Genomic DNA, 14418 nt, shown 5'->3' with positions numbered 1-14418 from the left:
AGGCAAATTCCGCACATAACGGACCGCGTTGAATAACTCTCCTTTAGCAACCAATTAAATCGAACATTGTTGCGGGGCCACGCTAAGGCCGCGCTCCTTTTGCAATCATTTAAAGGCGTTTCTCGGCTAAGCTTGACCTCACTTTCAACAGATTCAATGAGCACTTCAATGAACCACCGAGACGACGCCGCAGCACTGGACCATAACGACCCGCTAGCCGCCTTGCGCGAACAATTCGCGCTGCATGACGGCGTGATCTACCTGGACGGCAATTCGCTCGGCGTGCCGCCTAAGGCCGCCGCTTCACGCGCAGCGGAAATCATCGCGAATGAATGGGGTGACGGCCTGATCCGCTCGTGGAATACGGCAGGATGGTTCGCTTTACCCAAGCGACTTGGCAACCAACTTGCGCCGCTGATCGGCGCTGCGCAAGACGAAGTGGTCGTGACCGACACCATTTCCAGCAATCTCTTCAAGGTGCTCTCGGCTGCTTTGCGCGTGGCAAACGAGCGCGATCCCATGCGTCGCGTGATCGTTTCGGAACGCTCGAATTTCCCTACGGATCTCTACATTGCGCAGGGTTTGATCGAACAACTGGATCGCGGTTACGAATTGCGACTGGTCGATCATGCGTCGGAAATACCCGGCGCCATCGATGAAAACACTGCCCTAGCAATGATCACGCACGTGAACTATCGCACCGGCGCCATGCACGACATGGCCGCGCTCACGCGCATCATTCAAGACAAAGGCGCGCTCGCCGTCTGGGATCTCGCGCATTCGGCAGGCGCCGTTCCGGTCGACCTGAACGGTGCGAACGCGGATTATGCAGTCGGCTGCACCTATAAATACCTGAACGGCGGCCCCGGATCGCCCGGCTTCATCTGGGTGCCAAAGCGTCTCCAGGATGCGTTCTCACAGCCGCTTTCCGGATGGTGGGGCCACAGGAAACCGTTCGATATGGTTCCCGAATACCGGCCGGATAATGGCATCGGCCGCTTCCTGTGCGGCACGCAACCCATCATTTCAATGGGACTCGTCGAATGCGGCCTCGACGTCTTCGCGCAAACCAGCATGGCCGCGCTGCGCCGCAAGTCGCTCGCGCTAAGCGATCTGTTTATCGATCTCGTCGAGACGCGGTGCAGCAAGTTTCCGTTGACGCTCGTGACGCCGCGCACGCATGCCGAGCGCGGATCGCAGGCGAGCTTCGAACATCCGCACGGTTATGAAGTCATGCAGGCGTTGATTGCGCGGAATGTAATCGGCGATTATCGCGAGCCGCGCATCTTGCGTTTCGGATTTACGCCTCTCTATACGCAATACGTCGATGTGTGGGACGCCGTGGAGACCTTGCGCGATGTGCTTGAAACCGAGGCCTGGCGCGCATCCGAATACGCGGAACGCGGCGCGGTAACCTGAGCACGAGGAGAACGCGCGATGACCCAGACAAACGAAAACAATACCAACGGCGCTTGCCCGATGGGCCATGGCGCCACTGCTGAAAAGACAGAAGGTTGGCACGACGCCCAGCTCGACTTCGCGCAGTCCATGAGCTACGGCGATTATCTGTCGCTTGGCACGTTGCTCTCGGCACAACATCCGTTGTCGCCGGATCACAACGAGATGTTGTTCATCGTGCAGCATCAGACGAGCGAGCTCTGGATGAAGCTCGCGCTGTATGAATTGCATGCGGCGCTTGCCGCCGTGCGCCGCGATGAACTTCCTCCGGCGTTCAAGATGCTCGCGCGGGTATCGCGAATACTCGATCAGCTCGTGCAGGCGTGGAGCGTGCTCGCGACCATGACGCCATCTGAATACACCGCCATGCGGCCTTACCTGGGGGCATCGTCGGGATTCCAGTCGCATCAGTACCGGCAAATCGAGTTCCTCCTCGGCAACAAGAACGCGCAGATGCTCAAGCCCCATGCGCACAGGCCGGAGATATTTGCAGAAGTGAAAGCGACGCTCGATGCGCCCTCTTTCTACGATGAAGTCATCCGCTTGCTTGCACGCCGTGGCTTTCCAATTGCGCCCGAACGGCTTGAACGCGACTGGACCCAGGCGACCACGCACGACGCGAGCGTCGAAGCTGCATGGCTCGAGATCTATCGCAATCCGAGTGAGCATTGGGAACTCTACGAGATGGCCGAAGAACTGGTCGATCTCGAAGATTCTTTCCGGCAATGGCGCTTCCGGCATGTGACCACGGTCGAGCGAATCATCGGTTTCAAGCAAGGCACGGGCGGCACGAGCGGCGCACCTTATTTGCGCAAGATGCTCGACGTGGTTCTGTTTCCGGAGCTTTGGCACGTCAGGACCCTGCTTTAGGATCGCACGAAATTCCGAGCGGCGATTGACGGTTCCGGCACGCGCAGCGCGTTCGCCGACTTTCCCCGATAATGACCCGCATGAAAACACTCCCACCGCCCTCCAACGTCCGGCGCCTGTTGCTCGCGCTGCCCGCAGCATGGCTGTTGGCGTCCTGCGCGATGCCCGGCGCCTCGTCGTCAACATCGACCTCCCCATCGCTCGATACCGCCATCGCCGCGCCTCACCGCGGCCAGAAAGCGCAAGCCCGCGATGTCTACCGGCACCCTAAAGAGACCCTCGAGTTCTTCGGGGTTGCGCCAACGCAAAGCGTGCTGGAGATCGCCCCGGGCGGCGGCTGGTACACGGACATCCTCGGGCCTAATCTGAAGGATCGCGGCACCTTGTACGAGGCCGAATACGTTGGCGCGGGCTCGTTGCCTGAAGCCGAAGCCCGCAACAATGCCGCGTTCGAACAAAAGCTTGCATCGAACCCGGCGATATACGGCCGAGTTCCGTTCGGCACGTTGCAGTCTGGACAGTTCGTCGGCTTGCCTGCGGGGTTGCAGGTCGATCGCGTGCTGACCTTTCGCAATATCCACAACTGGATAGAAGACGGCCAGATCGACGCGAACATGCGCGCTTTCTATTCAGTGCTGAAACCCGGGGGCGTGCTTGGTGTGGAAGAGCATCGCGCCAAGCCGGGAACCCCGCTGCAACAGATGATCGATACGGGTTACCTCACCGAAGCCTACGTGATCCAGCATGCGCAAGCCGCCGGTTTCAAGCTCGTCGCAAGCAGCGCGATCAACGACAATCCCCGCGATACGAAGGATTACCCGAACGGCGTCTGGTCACTGCCACCGACATATCGCGGCGGCGATGTGGATCGTGCACGCTTTGCGGCGATCGGCGAATCGGATCGCATGACGCTGCGCTTCGTCAAACCCTGAGCCACCGCCCGCTCATGACCCACGTCATCACATGGACGTCGCCTGCCCGCGTAAGGCGAGGGTTGCTTGCGCTCGGAGCGGTTTTGTCGATAGCGGGCTGTACGGCTAACACCCAGTCCGCTGAACCTCAAGGCACCAGCATGGCTCATCACACGGCTGACGGTTACGAGAACAATTACTCGCCACTGCCACGCGCATCGCTTTTGAAATGGCAATGGGAGCGCCTCGTCAATGGCTTGCCAAAACCGCCGGCAAATGGCTATCACTTCCCCGTGGATCACCCGGATGTTGCCTGGATCAAGGCTAACCGGACCGAGACCACGCTCACGTGGATTGGCCATGCGACCGCACTATTGCAGATGAACGGCGTGAACATCATCACCGATCCCATGTTTTCAAAGCGCGCATCGCCGTTCCAGTTCATCGGTCCGGAACGCAAGGTGCCGCCGGGACTTGCGCTGGCTGATCTGCCGCATATCGATATCGTCCTGATCTCGCACAATCATTACGATCACCTCGATACCGCGAGCGTCGAGCAATTGAACAAACAGGCAGGCGGCCCGCCGCTGTTCCTCGTGCCAATGGGCATCAAGTCATGGATGCACGACAAGGGCATCGACAACGTGCAGGAACTCGACTGGTGGAACGAGACGCACGCATCAGGACTCGAAGTATTTTTCGTTCCGAGCCGGCACTGGTCGGCTCGCGGCATCGGCGACCGGCAAAAAACCCTTTGGGGCGGCTGGGTCGTCAAAGCGCCCGAAGGCAACGCGCATCCGTTCTCGTTTTATTTCGCCGGCGACACCGGATACTCGCCGGACTTCAAGGATATCGGCAATCGGTTTGGCAGCTTTGATCTATCGCTGATTCCGATTGGCGCTTATGCGCCCGAGTGGTTCATGCGTCCGCAGCACGTTTCTTCTAAATCGTCGTAAGCCTTGATGAGTAAGGATTTAAGGGCGATTTAAGACACTTTAAAAACATCGCAAAACATCGGGATACGTCGTAATAGAATCAGTGACTTACAGACCGGTTTTGAACATGCCATTTCACGACTACTGGACACCCAAGCCCTACGACTACGACAAGGCGACGCGCGGCCTCGCCGAGAAGCTGCAGGCGTACATGGACCTTGCTGGCGAGCAGGATGATGAAGCGGTGGCCGAGGGTATCCGCGGGACCGCGCTGCAGATTTACGAGCGGTGGTACCGGTACTCGACGGATGCGGGGAAGCTGAAGGCTGAGGATGATGCGCGGTGCAGGAAGATACTGAAATTGCCGTTATCGTAATAGCGATAACGGCAACTCTTACTCGCCGCCGAACTTTAGCTTCCGCGATAGATGTCGCCTTGCGCGGGTCCGACGGTCACAGTCTGTTGGGAATCGGTTGGCGTCTGAACCGTGGTCGTCGATCCAACCGGCGACGTGACAGCCCCCGGCGCCGTTGCAAACTCAGTGATCGCCGCCTGTTGTTTGACCGCACTGCTTGACGACCCGAAATAGAACTCCTTCGAGCCGAGCACCATCGAGATCAACACACCTTCTAGCGTCGAAATCAACGACATTGCAATCGCATCTACGGCGACGCCGCGTACGATAATCACCAGGTGCGCGGCGATTACCCCGAACAGAGCCAGCGTGTAGAGGTAGGCAAGGTTTCGTGCAGTGTGATCCTTGTCAGACTCAGCAAGCGTTCGAGCGCTTTGGCGGTCGGATGCATCCGCCTGATATTGCGCTGTTTGTGCAGCAAGTGAGTTCTGCTCACGCTGCATGGCAATCTGCGCGAGTTGCGTCTGATTGTCGAGCTCTGCCGTGCGTACCTTGGCAAGCGCATCGGGATCGTTCTTCAACGCCGACATGATCGAATCAGGGTCAGGCGAAGTTCCCAAAGCTGATGCAACAATCGATGCTACGGCTCCAACACCGAGCCCTGCGACTGTGCCGACACCTGGAAGGAGATTCCCTAGAATCGGTGCTGATTTTGCGATGGCAGAAGCCACGTCGCCCCACGTAGACATATCAAACCCCCAAGGCGATCTTCGCCGTTTCCCATCGTTTCAAACGATCATCAAGCCCGTTGAGGCCACCATTTATCCGCTTCGTCAAAGTTTGGAAATCGCCCGAGTCCGCGTATTGATTCAAGTTGTGGCTATTCCAGAACCACGCCGCTGATTGCGCCGCACCGCTCGGCAGTTCAAGCAACTCAGGCGACAACACGAAGTCAATCCCAAGCGAGTCACTCACGGCCTTGTAATTGGCGCGCCCGGTGATTTGGATCAGCCCTCGCCCACGGTACTTACTTCCATCGCCTGGCTGCGTGTTGCCGAGGTCAAGACGGCCTTCATACTTGGATTGCGCGGGTGTCGGCCCCCACAGTTCTTTCGTGAAGACAAAGCTGCCCGACTCGTGACCGACCTGCGCCAAGAACGCAGCAACGCGCGCGGGCGAGTCGATCGCATAGAGCGCCATCGAGGCGGAAACAACAGGGCACCACTTGCTGGCCGTCGATGAAGAAAGCGCCGTCGCTTTCTGGAAAGTCAGAGTGTCCATCAGTGGCCTCCAAAGCCAAACCAACCCTTGCTTGGTTGTGCGGGCGGAGGCGGTGGTGCAAGTTTCTTCTCGACGTTCTGCACGGCGCTTGCGGCCGCATCGACCTTCACGGCTTGCTCGGTCAGTTTCTTGTCGACCTTATCGAGCGATTGCTTCGCCTCGACTGCCGCGGCTGCAGCAGTCCTGGATTGCTTCAGGAGCGCAGCATTGCGCGCGTCCGTAATCTCTGCCCGCTTCCCAAGGAAACGAAGTGTGTAAGCGACGATCTCGTGTGCGTCTTGCACCATTGCCTTGATGTCGCCCGCATCGTCGATCTGCTTTTGCAAACTGGCAATCTTTGTTTCGGACGAGGCGACGCCAGCGGCGTATTCCTCCTTGCGGATCACAGGGATTCGAGCCGTCATTGCTTTGCGCTCAGTGTTGGCTTGTTCGACGCTATCGCGCGCCGACCATTGACCAAGGAAATATCCCGCTGAGAGAACGCCGGCGAGTCCGCCAACCACGCAGACTCCAACGACCCACCATCGCCAATCAGTTACCTTTTGCATCTGCTGCCCTCCGGTTTCCGACTGTCGCTTCCAGTCGATCAATTCGGTTTTTCAATTCGAGTACCTCTGATTCCGCGCGCTGTGCCCGCCGACCCGCTTCGTCTGATCGAATCTCGGCGGCACGCATCAATTCTTCGGCCCGGTCAGCCCGTTGCACCGCTAGCAGCTCGCGCGCTTCGGCGCGGCCCGCGCGCTCTTCAGCCAGCGTTGCTAGGCGTTCAAACCGGGCAATAGCCTCCACCTGTCCTGCGGAGTCGGCCTTAGTAATCCGGGCATCGCCCTCACTCTCAGCCTGGCGCTTCCGGTCGATCTGCCGCCACATGCGGCCGCCGACCCAGAACGTGCCAACGCTCCCGAGAGCGGTCACGATTGACTTCACGCCCTCGTTCCAAAAATCCGACATCTGAGGCCCTCGTTTGCCGGTCATCCGGGCATAAAAAAAGCCCGCCGTAGCGGGCTCGTGCTGCTGCTGTCTTTTACGCCGAGGGCGCTGTCGGCCAAGCCGGATAAGCTTGGGCCAGATCGACCCGATTCACGAGCACGCGATATGTCTTCCATGCTTTTAACGCTGCGGTGTCTGCGTCGGTTGCCATGTCAAGGTCAACTGCGTCTTGAAGTGGAGCGATCGCACTGGTCGCTTGCGAAAGAAGCGTATCGCGAGTACTAGTGTTGCTCGAAAGGATTTCGGCTGGTGTCGGAGGAATCGTCTCTGGAAGAGGCGGTTGCTCATAGACGCCGTCGGCATAGCCAAGTCCGATGTGCGGAACATCCCCGTCTTTGACCTCAATTGCCGTTTGCCCATCAGGCGGGGTCCATGTTGCTAGGTTACCGTCCCAAACAACCACGTTGATGACGATCCCGTTTTCAATCAATGCATATGTCATTTTTATCACCATTCCAGCATTGCAAAACCGGGCATTCCAGCCGATGACGCGCCGCCTCCGCCGCCGATGCTATACGCAGAACCGCCGCCGCCGCCGCCCACACCAAAACCGTTTGCCGCCGATGCCACTACACCTCCACCAGCGCCCGCACGCCCCCCGTGCCCTTCGCCACCAAATGGGCCGCTGCCGCCATCGCCGCCAATTGCCGAGTACGCAGATGTTTGCGCACCACCATCAGGCGCAGTTCCGCCATTAGGAAACCCTACACCACCCGTAGAGCCACCGATATTTCCGGACGCGCCTTGCGCGCCACCCTGCCCGCCGCTGCCACCGCCTAATGTGATGGTGGTTAAACCACTTCCACTTAAAGTCGTTGCCCCGCCACCAACTCCGGGCGATGCAGGCGTAACGCCTTGACCGGCACCCGCGACGGCAGTCCCGCCCGCGCCGATGGTGACCGTATATGTAACGCCAGCTGTAAGCGTAACGGGTTGACGAATGGCAGGAAAACCAGCCCCGCCGCCGCCTCCGCATGTGCCCGCCGTGCCCGCTGAATTGTTACTCCCGCCGCCGCCGCCACTGCCACCCCCACCGCACCCGGAAAAATAATATGTTCCGGTGCTTGGCGCGACGAACGATCCGGTAGACGTGAACCGAGCAATACCCTTTACCGACTTGACCGCAACCAGTAGGTTCGCCAGAAGCGTCGCCGTCGTGCCGTCATCGACCGAATTTGCGCCAGTCTGGTTCGCAATGAACTGCGCAAGCACGGCCGCCATAATCGAAGACTGACGCATCGTCTTATTGATCTGCGCCGATTTCGCAATGCCCGCGGAGTATCCAGCAGCGATTGCCGGAAGCGCCGCATAATCCGATTGTGCGGATACGTTCGCCCCACTGCCTACCGCGAACGGAAGAAAGTCATTCGTTGCCATTGATGCTCCAATTGATCAGGCTGAGACGGCCCACGAGCCGACATCGAATCCAGAAATGTAAAAATTTTCAGTGTCGAAGCCAAACAGCGGCGTGTTCGTGACTGACGGCGTGTAGTAGCCATTGATGTGCACCGCTTCCGGCTTCAACGGGATATACCCGCCGCGCAGCAGCGCAAGGAACACCGCGCTTGGCAACGTGCCTGCAATACCATAGTCAATCGTCATATCGCCGTTATCGACGATGAAGACGTAGGTGCCTGTCGGATAGGCCGTGCTGTGACCGGTCCAGTTCATTACCGCGCCAGCGACCGGGGCAACCGCCAACGTCACCAACGCGGCCGACGAGATCGAATAGTCCGTGATCGTCACGGGCGCGGATGTCGTCGTGATGTAAGGCGTTGCGACTGACCCAACTTCCGCTTGTGCGCCCCACTGATAGATCGTTCCTGGCCTGTCCTGGGGCAAGGTGACAAACGAGTCGCTCGCCATTCCCGACGGCTCAGTGAACGTCACTGAGCAGCGATACCAGCCGTTGCCCATCGGAAGAATCGAGCCGGTTGCCCCTCCGGAGCTGCTGACTACGACACCCGTAAAGAGATTGAACGTAACCAGCGCGGGCGTCGCGAACTTGTCGTTGCCGACGGTGAACTGCGCGCCTACCGTTCCCGCTTTCGCATAAATCGAATACGTTTGCAGCCCTACCGCGTTGTTCAGCAACTGATACAGGTTGCCGCCGGCGCCGGACTGGTACGAGATCAGGGCTGCTGTGTTGCTTCCGTCCGGTGCTGTCCCTGCGTTAGGCGTGATGGTCGTGCCGAGGTAGGCAGAGAAGTTATTGATCGATGCCGAATTGTTCGTTCGTGGCGTCGTAACAAGCTTCTGATTTCCTTGCCAATCGTTTCGATAGATTGTCGCGTCGGTGAATGTGAAGAGCGCCGTGCCTTGATACGACAACTGAAACTGCGTTGCTGAACCGTTTCCCGTCCCAAACGGCTCATTTGTTGCCGTGATCGTTACCGGCGGCGCCGATGAAGCTGATCCACCAAATATAGCGTTGAGGATCGCTGCGGACGTTCCCAATGTTCCGTCCCAGTGATTCGCGCCGATCTTCGCGCGCAGCAGGAGTCGATAGGTATCATCGTCGAGTGACGTGACGCCGCTTGTTGGATCAAACGGTCCCTGCCATACGCCCTGATCGAACCCGAGTCCAGCAGTGTCGAGCGAGAAGTACACCCCGGCTAGCGGCGTGTTGACATTCCGACTGATGCCGACCCATAGGCCAACAGCATCGAGTTGCACGCCGACAGCGTTATCTAAATCGTATTCACTAGGTATCGCAACAAGCCCATTCTGCAGATCGACAAAGCACTGCGCGACCGCCGAGAGCGTAGCCATAAACCGAGGCTTGTCGCTGTGCTCTGACGTAACGAGACCCGTGTAATCGGAGATTGCCGCCATATCAGGAGACCGTGAGTGTGACGCCTGCCGCGGTTGCGACTGCCGATTGATTGAATGCTAGGGGTACGTCTGGCGCACCTGCTCCGCCTGGCCCGGTCAGCGTGAGGGACGTGATCTTGAACGTATTGCCGCCCGCCACACTTTTTGCAGCCGTGATACAAGAATCCCACTCAACAGCCTTCGCCGGACCACCGCCGAGCGCCACCGCATTGATGTAGGCAGCGACAGCGTTTTGCACGAGCACGCCGGTTGCCGACGTGTAGCCGGTGAGCGCCTTCATCGCAATGGCGACGGTCACCGTCTGCTGCGTCGGCCGGAAGAAATTGATCGGGTGCGGAATACCATAGACATCGGTAACTGTTACCGTCGTCGTGCCATACGTGCCGCCGCCTGGCGTCTTCTTCGTGGCGATAGCCGTTGCGATAGCGGTTGCATCACCACCCTCGACGACAAGCGAGATCGTGTGCGCCGGAATTCCGTTTGCGTCCGTGCTACCGGTGTCGTTCTCGTAAGGCGTGAGCCGCGTGACGCCAGCAACGTTCGCAACCGCGCCGTTGATGCCGTCAAGCACAGTCAGGGACGGGATAGCTGTCGAAACAGTCTGACGCTGGCGCAAAGCAGGGTCAAGCTCTACCGGGTTGCCGAGAGCAGCCGCACTAACGTTCGTGACCGTCTGCCATCCGCGCGTCGGCGTAGAAATCTGATTAACCGACCCTGCGACCGCGGCAATTGCGCCGGGTGTCTCGCAAGTCGCGGTGACGACGATAGTGCCGGCCGGCGGAATCGTGACCGACGCGGGCAAATCCCACTTCACCTGATTCGTGTCCTGCACAACGCCGTTCGCAATCGGAATGCCGACTTGTCCGACGATCGTCAGGTCTACAGTCGAGAAACTGGAAACGGCGCGCGCGATGCCGTTTATCTTCACGACGCTGGACAGATTTGCGCCCTGAGCGGTCGCTGGCGAGAACGCGTTGTAGACCGAGATGGCCACAGCGTTCGCGTCGTTGATCGCGCTTGCGATGATCGCGAGGAACTGACCATCCTGCGAGTCTGATTCCAGATAAATATCTGAACCATAGATGCTTTGATATTGCGCTTTCAAAAAAGACAACACGTCAGCATAGGAAGGTGCGGTGATGCCCGTCGCATCGATAGTCGGAGCGGTTGTCGTGATGGTCATAGCGTCGTTTCGACTACCTGCTGGCCGAACTGCGTGGTGATTGTGGCGGCGACCGAGAGAGCCCGTGAGTCGCCGTCGAAAACGCTGGTGTAACTGTCTATCGATGTCACGCCGGGCGTGCCGAGAATTCGATCCTTGATGACGACGTCATACGTGTCCTTCGTGTACTTTCCGAGCACTTCAGTGCGCCATGGGGTGCCGTCGGTCGTATCGAGGAACCACTCTCCACTAAAAAGAGCTAGTCGGGTCTTAACTGCCTGAGATGGAGCCTCCGGCACATCGCGGTAAAAATCGTTCTGCTGGTTGCCGAAGACATAATCGCCGTTCGCGTCCATCTTGCGGTAACGCATTTCTTATCTCACTGTGGTGTTCCACCCAGGCCCGAACCGCCCGAGTTGATGTGCTTATGGCTGTCGTCGATCGCGTGACCGTTCGAAGTGATCGTGCCAAAGAAGTTGACCGCGCCGCTGATACTCGACGCTACGCCGCTTACGATGCTGCCGGTCATGCCCGCGAGCCATGAGAGCAATCCTTGAATGATCACAGCACCACTGAAGTTCGATGCCGGCGCATTCACATAAAACCCGCCTGGAGCGGTGATTGTCACTCGCTGCGTCGCCGGGTTTAGATCAATGGACGTCGAGCCGTCATTGCTGCGCAACTGTGTACTCGCGGTGCTGATTCCGCCAATCTTCGTCGCCTGCGAGAAGAACCCGACGAAGGCGAATCCATCGCTCAGGTCATGCCGCACGGGTTCCATCGGAATCTGAACGCCGCCCGATTGCCACCACGAATGTATCGAACGCGCCGCGAAAACAACCAGGCATTCATCGCCCTTGCTGACGGGAAACGTCAAAGTGCAATTGCCACCACGCGGAAAATGGACCGGCACATCGACAAGTAACGGCATATTCACAAATTGAGCAGTACCATCCGGCCCGGTCACCACTCCCTTGATTGCGATCTGGACTGTCGCCGCTAAGGTCGATGGGTCGAAAGACTCGACGATTCCTGGCATTGATGTCCATAGACCCGTACTCATGCCATGCATAGCGACACGAAGCGCCTCCTCTGGGTCACTGATTCGTTGCCGGTTGTCCATCAATCACCGCGTTTGTAAAGGTAGTCGTTTTAGGAGCGTTGCTCGGGTTGAAGCAAATGATCTGTGTTTCCCACGCGTTGCCGCGCGTATCGCCAGCATGTGTCAATGAATAAACCACATACAGCCCATCGTTGCTAAGGCTCGGGATGTTGTAGTCATCAGGATTCGTCGTTTTCGGGCCGCCTGAATTTGGCGATCCGTCCGAGTTCTTCCCAGCCAATATCGTGGTTTGTGTGATGCTCGCATTGTCGATCTGCACTCGGCCGCCGGTGATGATGTTTGAGTTCATCAAGCAGCGTACGATAACGCCGTCTAGCGTCTGCACCGGGATACCGATCATTCCGGTGTCGGCGCTCAGCACAATGGCTTCGTTAGGCAGATAACCGCTCAGCGGGATAACGTTAAGCAATCCGTCCTGAATGTACCAACGCATTCCAGTCGCTGCGGCGAACTCGCGCATGTACTCGCGCGCCATGCCGAAAAATGGCTTGCCACGCGGGAACACTGTCTTCGGGAAGTCCGCACGATACCCTGCCGTCACTCCATAAGGCGCAAACGTGTCGAGCAGCGACTTGTAGTAGTCGTCGTAGGTCCAGCCCTTCGCGAGCGTGACATTCATCACCGCATAGTTGTACGCCTGGTCTGAATCCTGAGCGACGATGTCCAGATACGTGTCGGTGGCGCTTTCTCGGCCGCGGGAGTATTGAGCCACCGTCCCGCTAAAGATCAGGCCAAAATTGCCGTCATACCCGGCTTGGAGTATCACGCGCGTGAACTCGGTCTGGATACGTTGAACAGTTTCATCGCTTGCGTTGTAAATACGAATGCGTGCGTGCCGCAACGTCTGCGCAGTCGAGCTCCATACCGCGAAATTCAGGTGCAATTCCGACAGGTCTAATCCTTCGCCAGTATCTGATCCAACTAGCAGGCTAACTTTCCGGATATATTGCTGAACCATTAGAGGAGAACACCAATGAAAACCACTATCTCAATATTTTTTGCGCTTTTGTGCGCAAATGCCATCGCGCAACAACAGGTCACATACGACGGCCCGGTTACATTAAATGGGACAGTCGCTATTCTTCCTGCTACTGACATCATGTATGGAAAGGAAGTGCCAACAAAATTCCTTGCCCTTCGGTTAGACGCTGATTTGATCACAGTCTCCGATGGTGCGGTTCCAGACCAGCAACCTGAAAAAACTCGTGTGGTTCAGCTAGTTGTTACAGACTCATCAAGCTATCAGTCAATCAAAGGCTTAAAAGGTCGCCACGCAACGGTGCTGTGTTCCGACATCTCATCAGCTATAACAGCACATCATTTCGCACCCATACTTTGCACGGTAAAGCGCTTAGAGGTCGCAAAAGGAACATCTGATAACCACAGCATGCCTTACTACGATCCAGACAAAATGTGTGAGCATCTCAACAATTTCGGCGGCCATCCATCGCAGATGATGTTTCAACAGTGCATGCAGAACGAGCAAGACGCATATGACGCCATCAAACTCAGGATTGCGTCACTCCCGTCACAAAGTATTTCGACCTGTCAGCACGTTACGGAATTCGGGGGATTTCCTTCTTACGCTATGCTGGACGAGTGCCTAAAAAATGAGTCGCATAGCCAAGAGAACAACTCGTCTTTCCAATTTAATCGGTAATGAAATAGAGATGCGACGTAGAGCCCAAATTTTCGAAGGTCGGAACCTCTGCCGGATCGCCGTCGGTCTGTACCCACAGTTCGCCGCCAATGCCTAGATAAGCGTATTGCTCAAGCAAATCTGCGCCGGTGGTCAAGGGGATGCCACTGACGATCTTGTTCGCAAGCGAGTCGGCGATGTCAAGCACCCACCCGCCCTGTGGGGCGTCTCGCCACTGCAAGGTGAGTTTGTACTGCACGCCGGACAAAGCGATCAGAAACGACTCTGGCACGCCGGAAAGAGGGATTTCGAAAGTAGCCATCAAAAGCCTATCGCCGATTTGATGCTTGTCACCGATTTGTAAAGAATGCTGGCCGTCGCAGCTTGCGGCTGCTTCGTTCCCGAGTTCGCTGTTGAAGCGGTTTTTTCTGGACTTGCCTGCACATCAGTAGGCTGCAACGTCACAGTACTCGTTTGAACAATGATGATCTGCTGAAGCGTTGCGACCACCATAAGCGAATTTTCAGTCGCCGCGTCAGTCGTTACCGCAAGCGTCTTAATCAGCATGTTTTGATACATGCGCTTGCCGGTCACCATATCAAACGGAACACGGCTTTCCTGAAGCGCGAGCAATTGCTTGTACACGTCGTCAGGGCTCGGGCTGCCAATGTCAAAGAAGCCGGAACTGTTGCTCCACCCGTATCGAACCGTGACTTCCGATGGTCGCTTGAATGCATGGTCAGTGATCGCCGCGCCGCGCTCCACCGGATGACTTGTGATGGTCAACTCATCAACGTGCGTTTCTTCGACGACCAGATTCGGCACGATGCCAGCAATCGAACGCCCTTGGCGAAACAAA

At 57.5% G+C, this 14418-nt stretch carries 19 protein-coding genes and 1 pseudogene; 6 read left to right on the top strand and 14 right to left on the bottom strand.

Features of this window, described 5'->3' with window-relative positions; translation table 11 throughout:
* Positions 1–168: 168 nt before the first annotated feature.
* From kynU to AX768_RS25330, 5 genes are all read left to right on the top strand, one after another.
* A complete protein-coding gene (gene kynU, locus AX768_RS25350; protein WP_062002860.1) occupies positions 169–1419 on the top strand; it encodes a kynureninase in 1251 nt (416 codons plus the stop codon).
* Positions 1420–1437: 18 nt separating this feature from the next.
* Positions 1438–2328 (top strand): tryptophan 2,3-dioxygenase, encoded by an 891-nt coding sequence (gene kynA, locus AX768_RS25345; RefSeq protein WP_062002859.1) that lies wholly within the window; start codon positions 1438–1440, stop codon positions 2326–2328.
* Positions 2329–2399: 71 nt separating this feature from the next.
* Positions 2400–3260 carry a class I SAM-dependent methyltransferase gene (locus AX768_RS25340; protein WP_172812025.1) on the top strand — a complete coding sequence of 287 codons (861 nt, stop codon included), beginning with the start codon at positions 2400–2402 and terminating at the stop codon, positions 3258–3260.
* 140 nt (positions 3261–3400) lie between these two features.
* Positions 3401–4195 carry an MBL fold metallo-hydrolase gene (locus tag AX768_RS25335; RefSeq protein WP_062002858.1) on the top strand — a complete coding sequence of 265 codons (795 nt, stop codon included), beginning with the start codon at positions 3401–3403 and terminating at the stop codon, positions 4193–4195.
* Positions 4196–4301: 106 nt separating this feature from the next.
* On the top strand, positions 4302–4550 hold the full coding sequence (locus AX768_RS25330) for a hypothetical protein (protein ID WP_062002857.1): 249 nt from the start codon (positions 4302–4304) through the stop codon (positions 4548–4550).
* A 35-nt stretch (positions 4551–4585) separates the two neighbouring features.
* Here the strand turns inward: AX768_RS25330 and AX768_RS25325 are convergent, their stop codons facing one another.
* The 12 genes and pseudogenes from AX768_RS25325 to AX768_RS25275 all read right to left on the bottom strand — a co-directional run bounded on the left by AX768_RS25325 (position 4586) and on the right by AX768_RS25275 (position 12878).
* Positions 4586–5119: a hypothetical protein gene (locus AX768_RS25325; protein WP_062002856.1), complete on the bottom strand. Its 534-nt coding sequence runs from the start codon at positions 5117–5119 to the stop codon at positions 4586–4588.
* A gap of 160 nt (positions 5120–5279) precedes the next feature.
* Positions 5280–5810: a glycoside hydrolase family 19 protein gene (locus AX768_RS25320; protein WP_062002855.1), complete on the bottom strand. Its 531-nt coding sequence runs from the start codon at positions 5808–5810 to the stop codon at positions 5280–5282.
* Entirely contained in the window at positions 5810–6400 is a 591-nt protein-coding gene (locus AX768_RS25315; RefSeq protein ID WP_155524341.1) for a hypothetical protein, read from the bottom strand. Before AX768_RS25315 ends, AX768_RS25320 begins: the two co-directional genes overlap by 1 nt.
* The gene (locus AX768_RS25310) at positions 6342–6761 is read right to left on the bottom strand and encodes a hypothetical protein (RefSeq protein WP_062002853.1); all 420 of its coding nucleotides are present in this window, start codon (positions 6759–6761) and stop codon (positions 6342–6344) included. The genes AX768_RS25315 and AX768_RS25310 overlap by 59 nt, the downstream gene beginning before the upstream one ends.
* A gap of 73 nt (positions 6762–6834) precedes the next feature.
* Positions 6835–7242, bottom strand: coding sequence for a tail fiber assembly protein (locus AX768_RS34205; RefSeq protein WP_082779139.1), 408 nt, complete (start codon positions 7240–7242; stop codon positions 6835–6837).
* A 5-nt stretch (positions 7243–7247) separates the two neighbouring features.
* Positions 7248–8177 carry a hypothetical protein gene (locus AX768_RS34190; protein ID WP_062002851.1) on the bottom strand — a complete coding sequence of 310 codons (930 nt, stop codon included), beginning with the start codon at positions 8175–8177 and terminating at the stop codon, positions 7248–7250.
* A gap of 15 nt (positions 8178–8192) precedes the next feature.
* On the bottom strand, positions 8193–9239 hold the full coding sequence (locus AX768_RS34540) for a phage head spike fiber domain-containing protein (protein WP_442857281.1): 1047 nt from the start codon (positions 9237–9239) through the stop codon (positions 8193–8195).
* Positions 9222–9635 (bottom strand): annotated as a pseudogene (locus tag AX768_RS33890) (DUF2612 domain-containing protein); the annotation flags it as partial. The gene AX768_RS34540 and the pseudogene AX768_RS33890, both read right to left, overlap by 18 nt.
* Position 9636: 1 nt before the next feature.
* A complete protein-coding gene (locus AX768_RS25290; RefSeq protein ID WP_062002850.1) occupies positions 9637–10818 on the bottom strand; it encodes a baseplate J/gp47 family protein in 1182 nt (393 codons plus the stop codon).
* The gene (locus AX768_RS25285) at positions 10815–11168 is read right to left on the bottom strand and encodes a hypothetical protein (protein ID WP_062002849.1); all 354 of its coding nucleotides are present in this window, start codon (positions 11166–11168) and stop codon (positions 10815–10817) included. Before AX768_RS25285 ends, AX768_RS25290 begins: the two co-directional genes overlap by 4 nt.
* An 8-nt stretch (positions 11169–11176) precedes the next feature.
* Complete coding sequence (locus AX768_RS25280; protein ID WP_335340492.1) at positions 11177–11836, bottom strand: Gp138 family membrane-puncturing spike protein; 660 nt, start codon at positions 11834–11836, stop codon at positions 11177–11179.
* Positions 11837–11894: 58 nt separating this feature from the next.
* Entirely contained in the window at positions 11895–12878 is a 984-nt protein-coding gene (locus AX768_RS25275) for a phage protein (protein ID WP_062002847.1), read from the bottom strand.
* Between the two features lie 15 nt (positions 12879–12893).
* On the opposite strand from AX768_RS25275, the gene AX768_RS25270 reads away from it, so the two are divergent.
* Positions 12894–13580, top strand: a complete 687-nt coding sequence (locus AX768_RS25270; protein WP_062002846.1) for a DUF4431 domain-containing protein — start codon at positions 12894–12896, stop codon at positions 13578–13580.
* Here AX768_RS25270 and AX768_RS25265 read toward each other — a convergent pair.
* On the bottom strand, positions 13570–13881 hold the full coding sequence (locus tag AX768_RS25265; RefSeq protein ID WP_062002845.1) for a phage baseplate plug family protein: 312 nt from the start codon (positions 13879–13881) through the stop codon (positions 13570–13572). The genes AX768_RS25270 and AX768_RS25265 overlap by 11 nt on opposite strands.
* Positions 13881–14384 carry a phage baseplate protein gene (locus AX768_RS25260; RefSeq protein WP_197672692.1) on the bottom strand — a complete coding sequence of 168 codons (504 nt, stop codon included), beginning with the start codon at positions 14382–14384 and terminating at the stop codon, positions 13881–13883. Before AX768_RS25260 ends, AX768_RS25265 begins: the two co-directional genes overlap by 1 nt.
* Positions 14385–14418 lie beyond the last annotated feature (34 nt).

This window comes from Burkholderia sp. PAMC 28687 (genome assembly GCF_001577465.1).
Lineage (GTDB): Bacteria > Pseudomonadota > Gammaproteobacteria > Burkholderiales > Burkholderiaceae > Caballeronia.
This window is presented reverse-complemented; position numbering and strand designations above follow the sequence as displayed.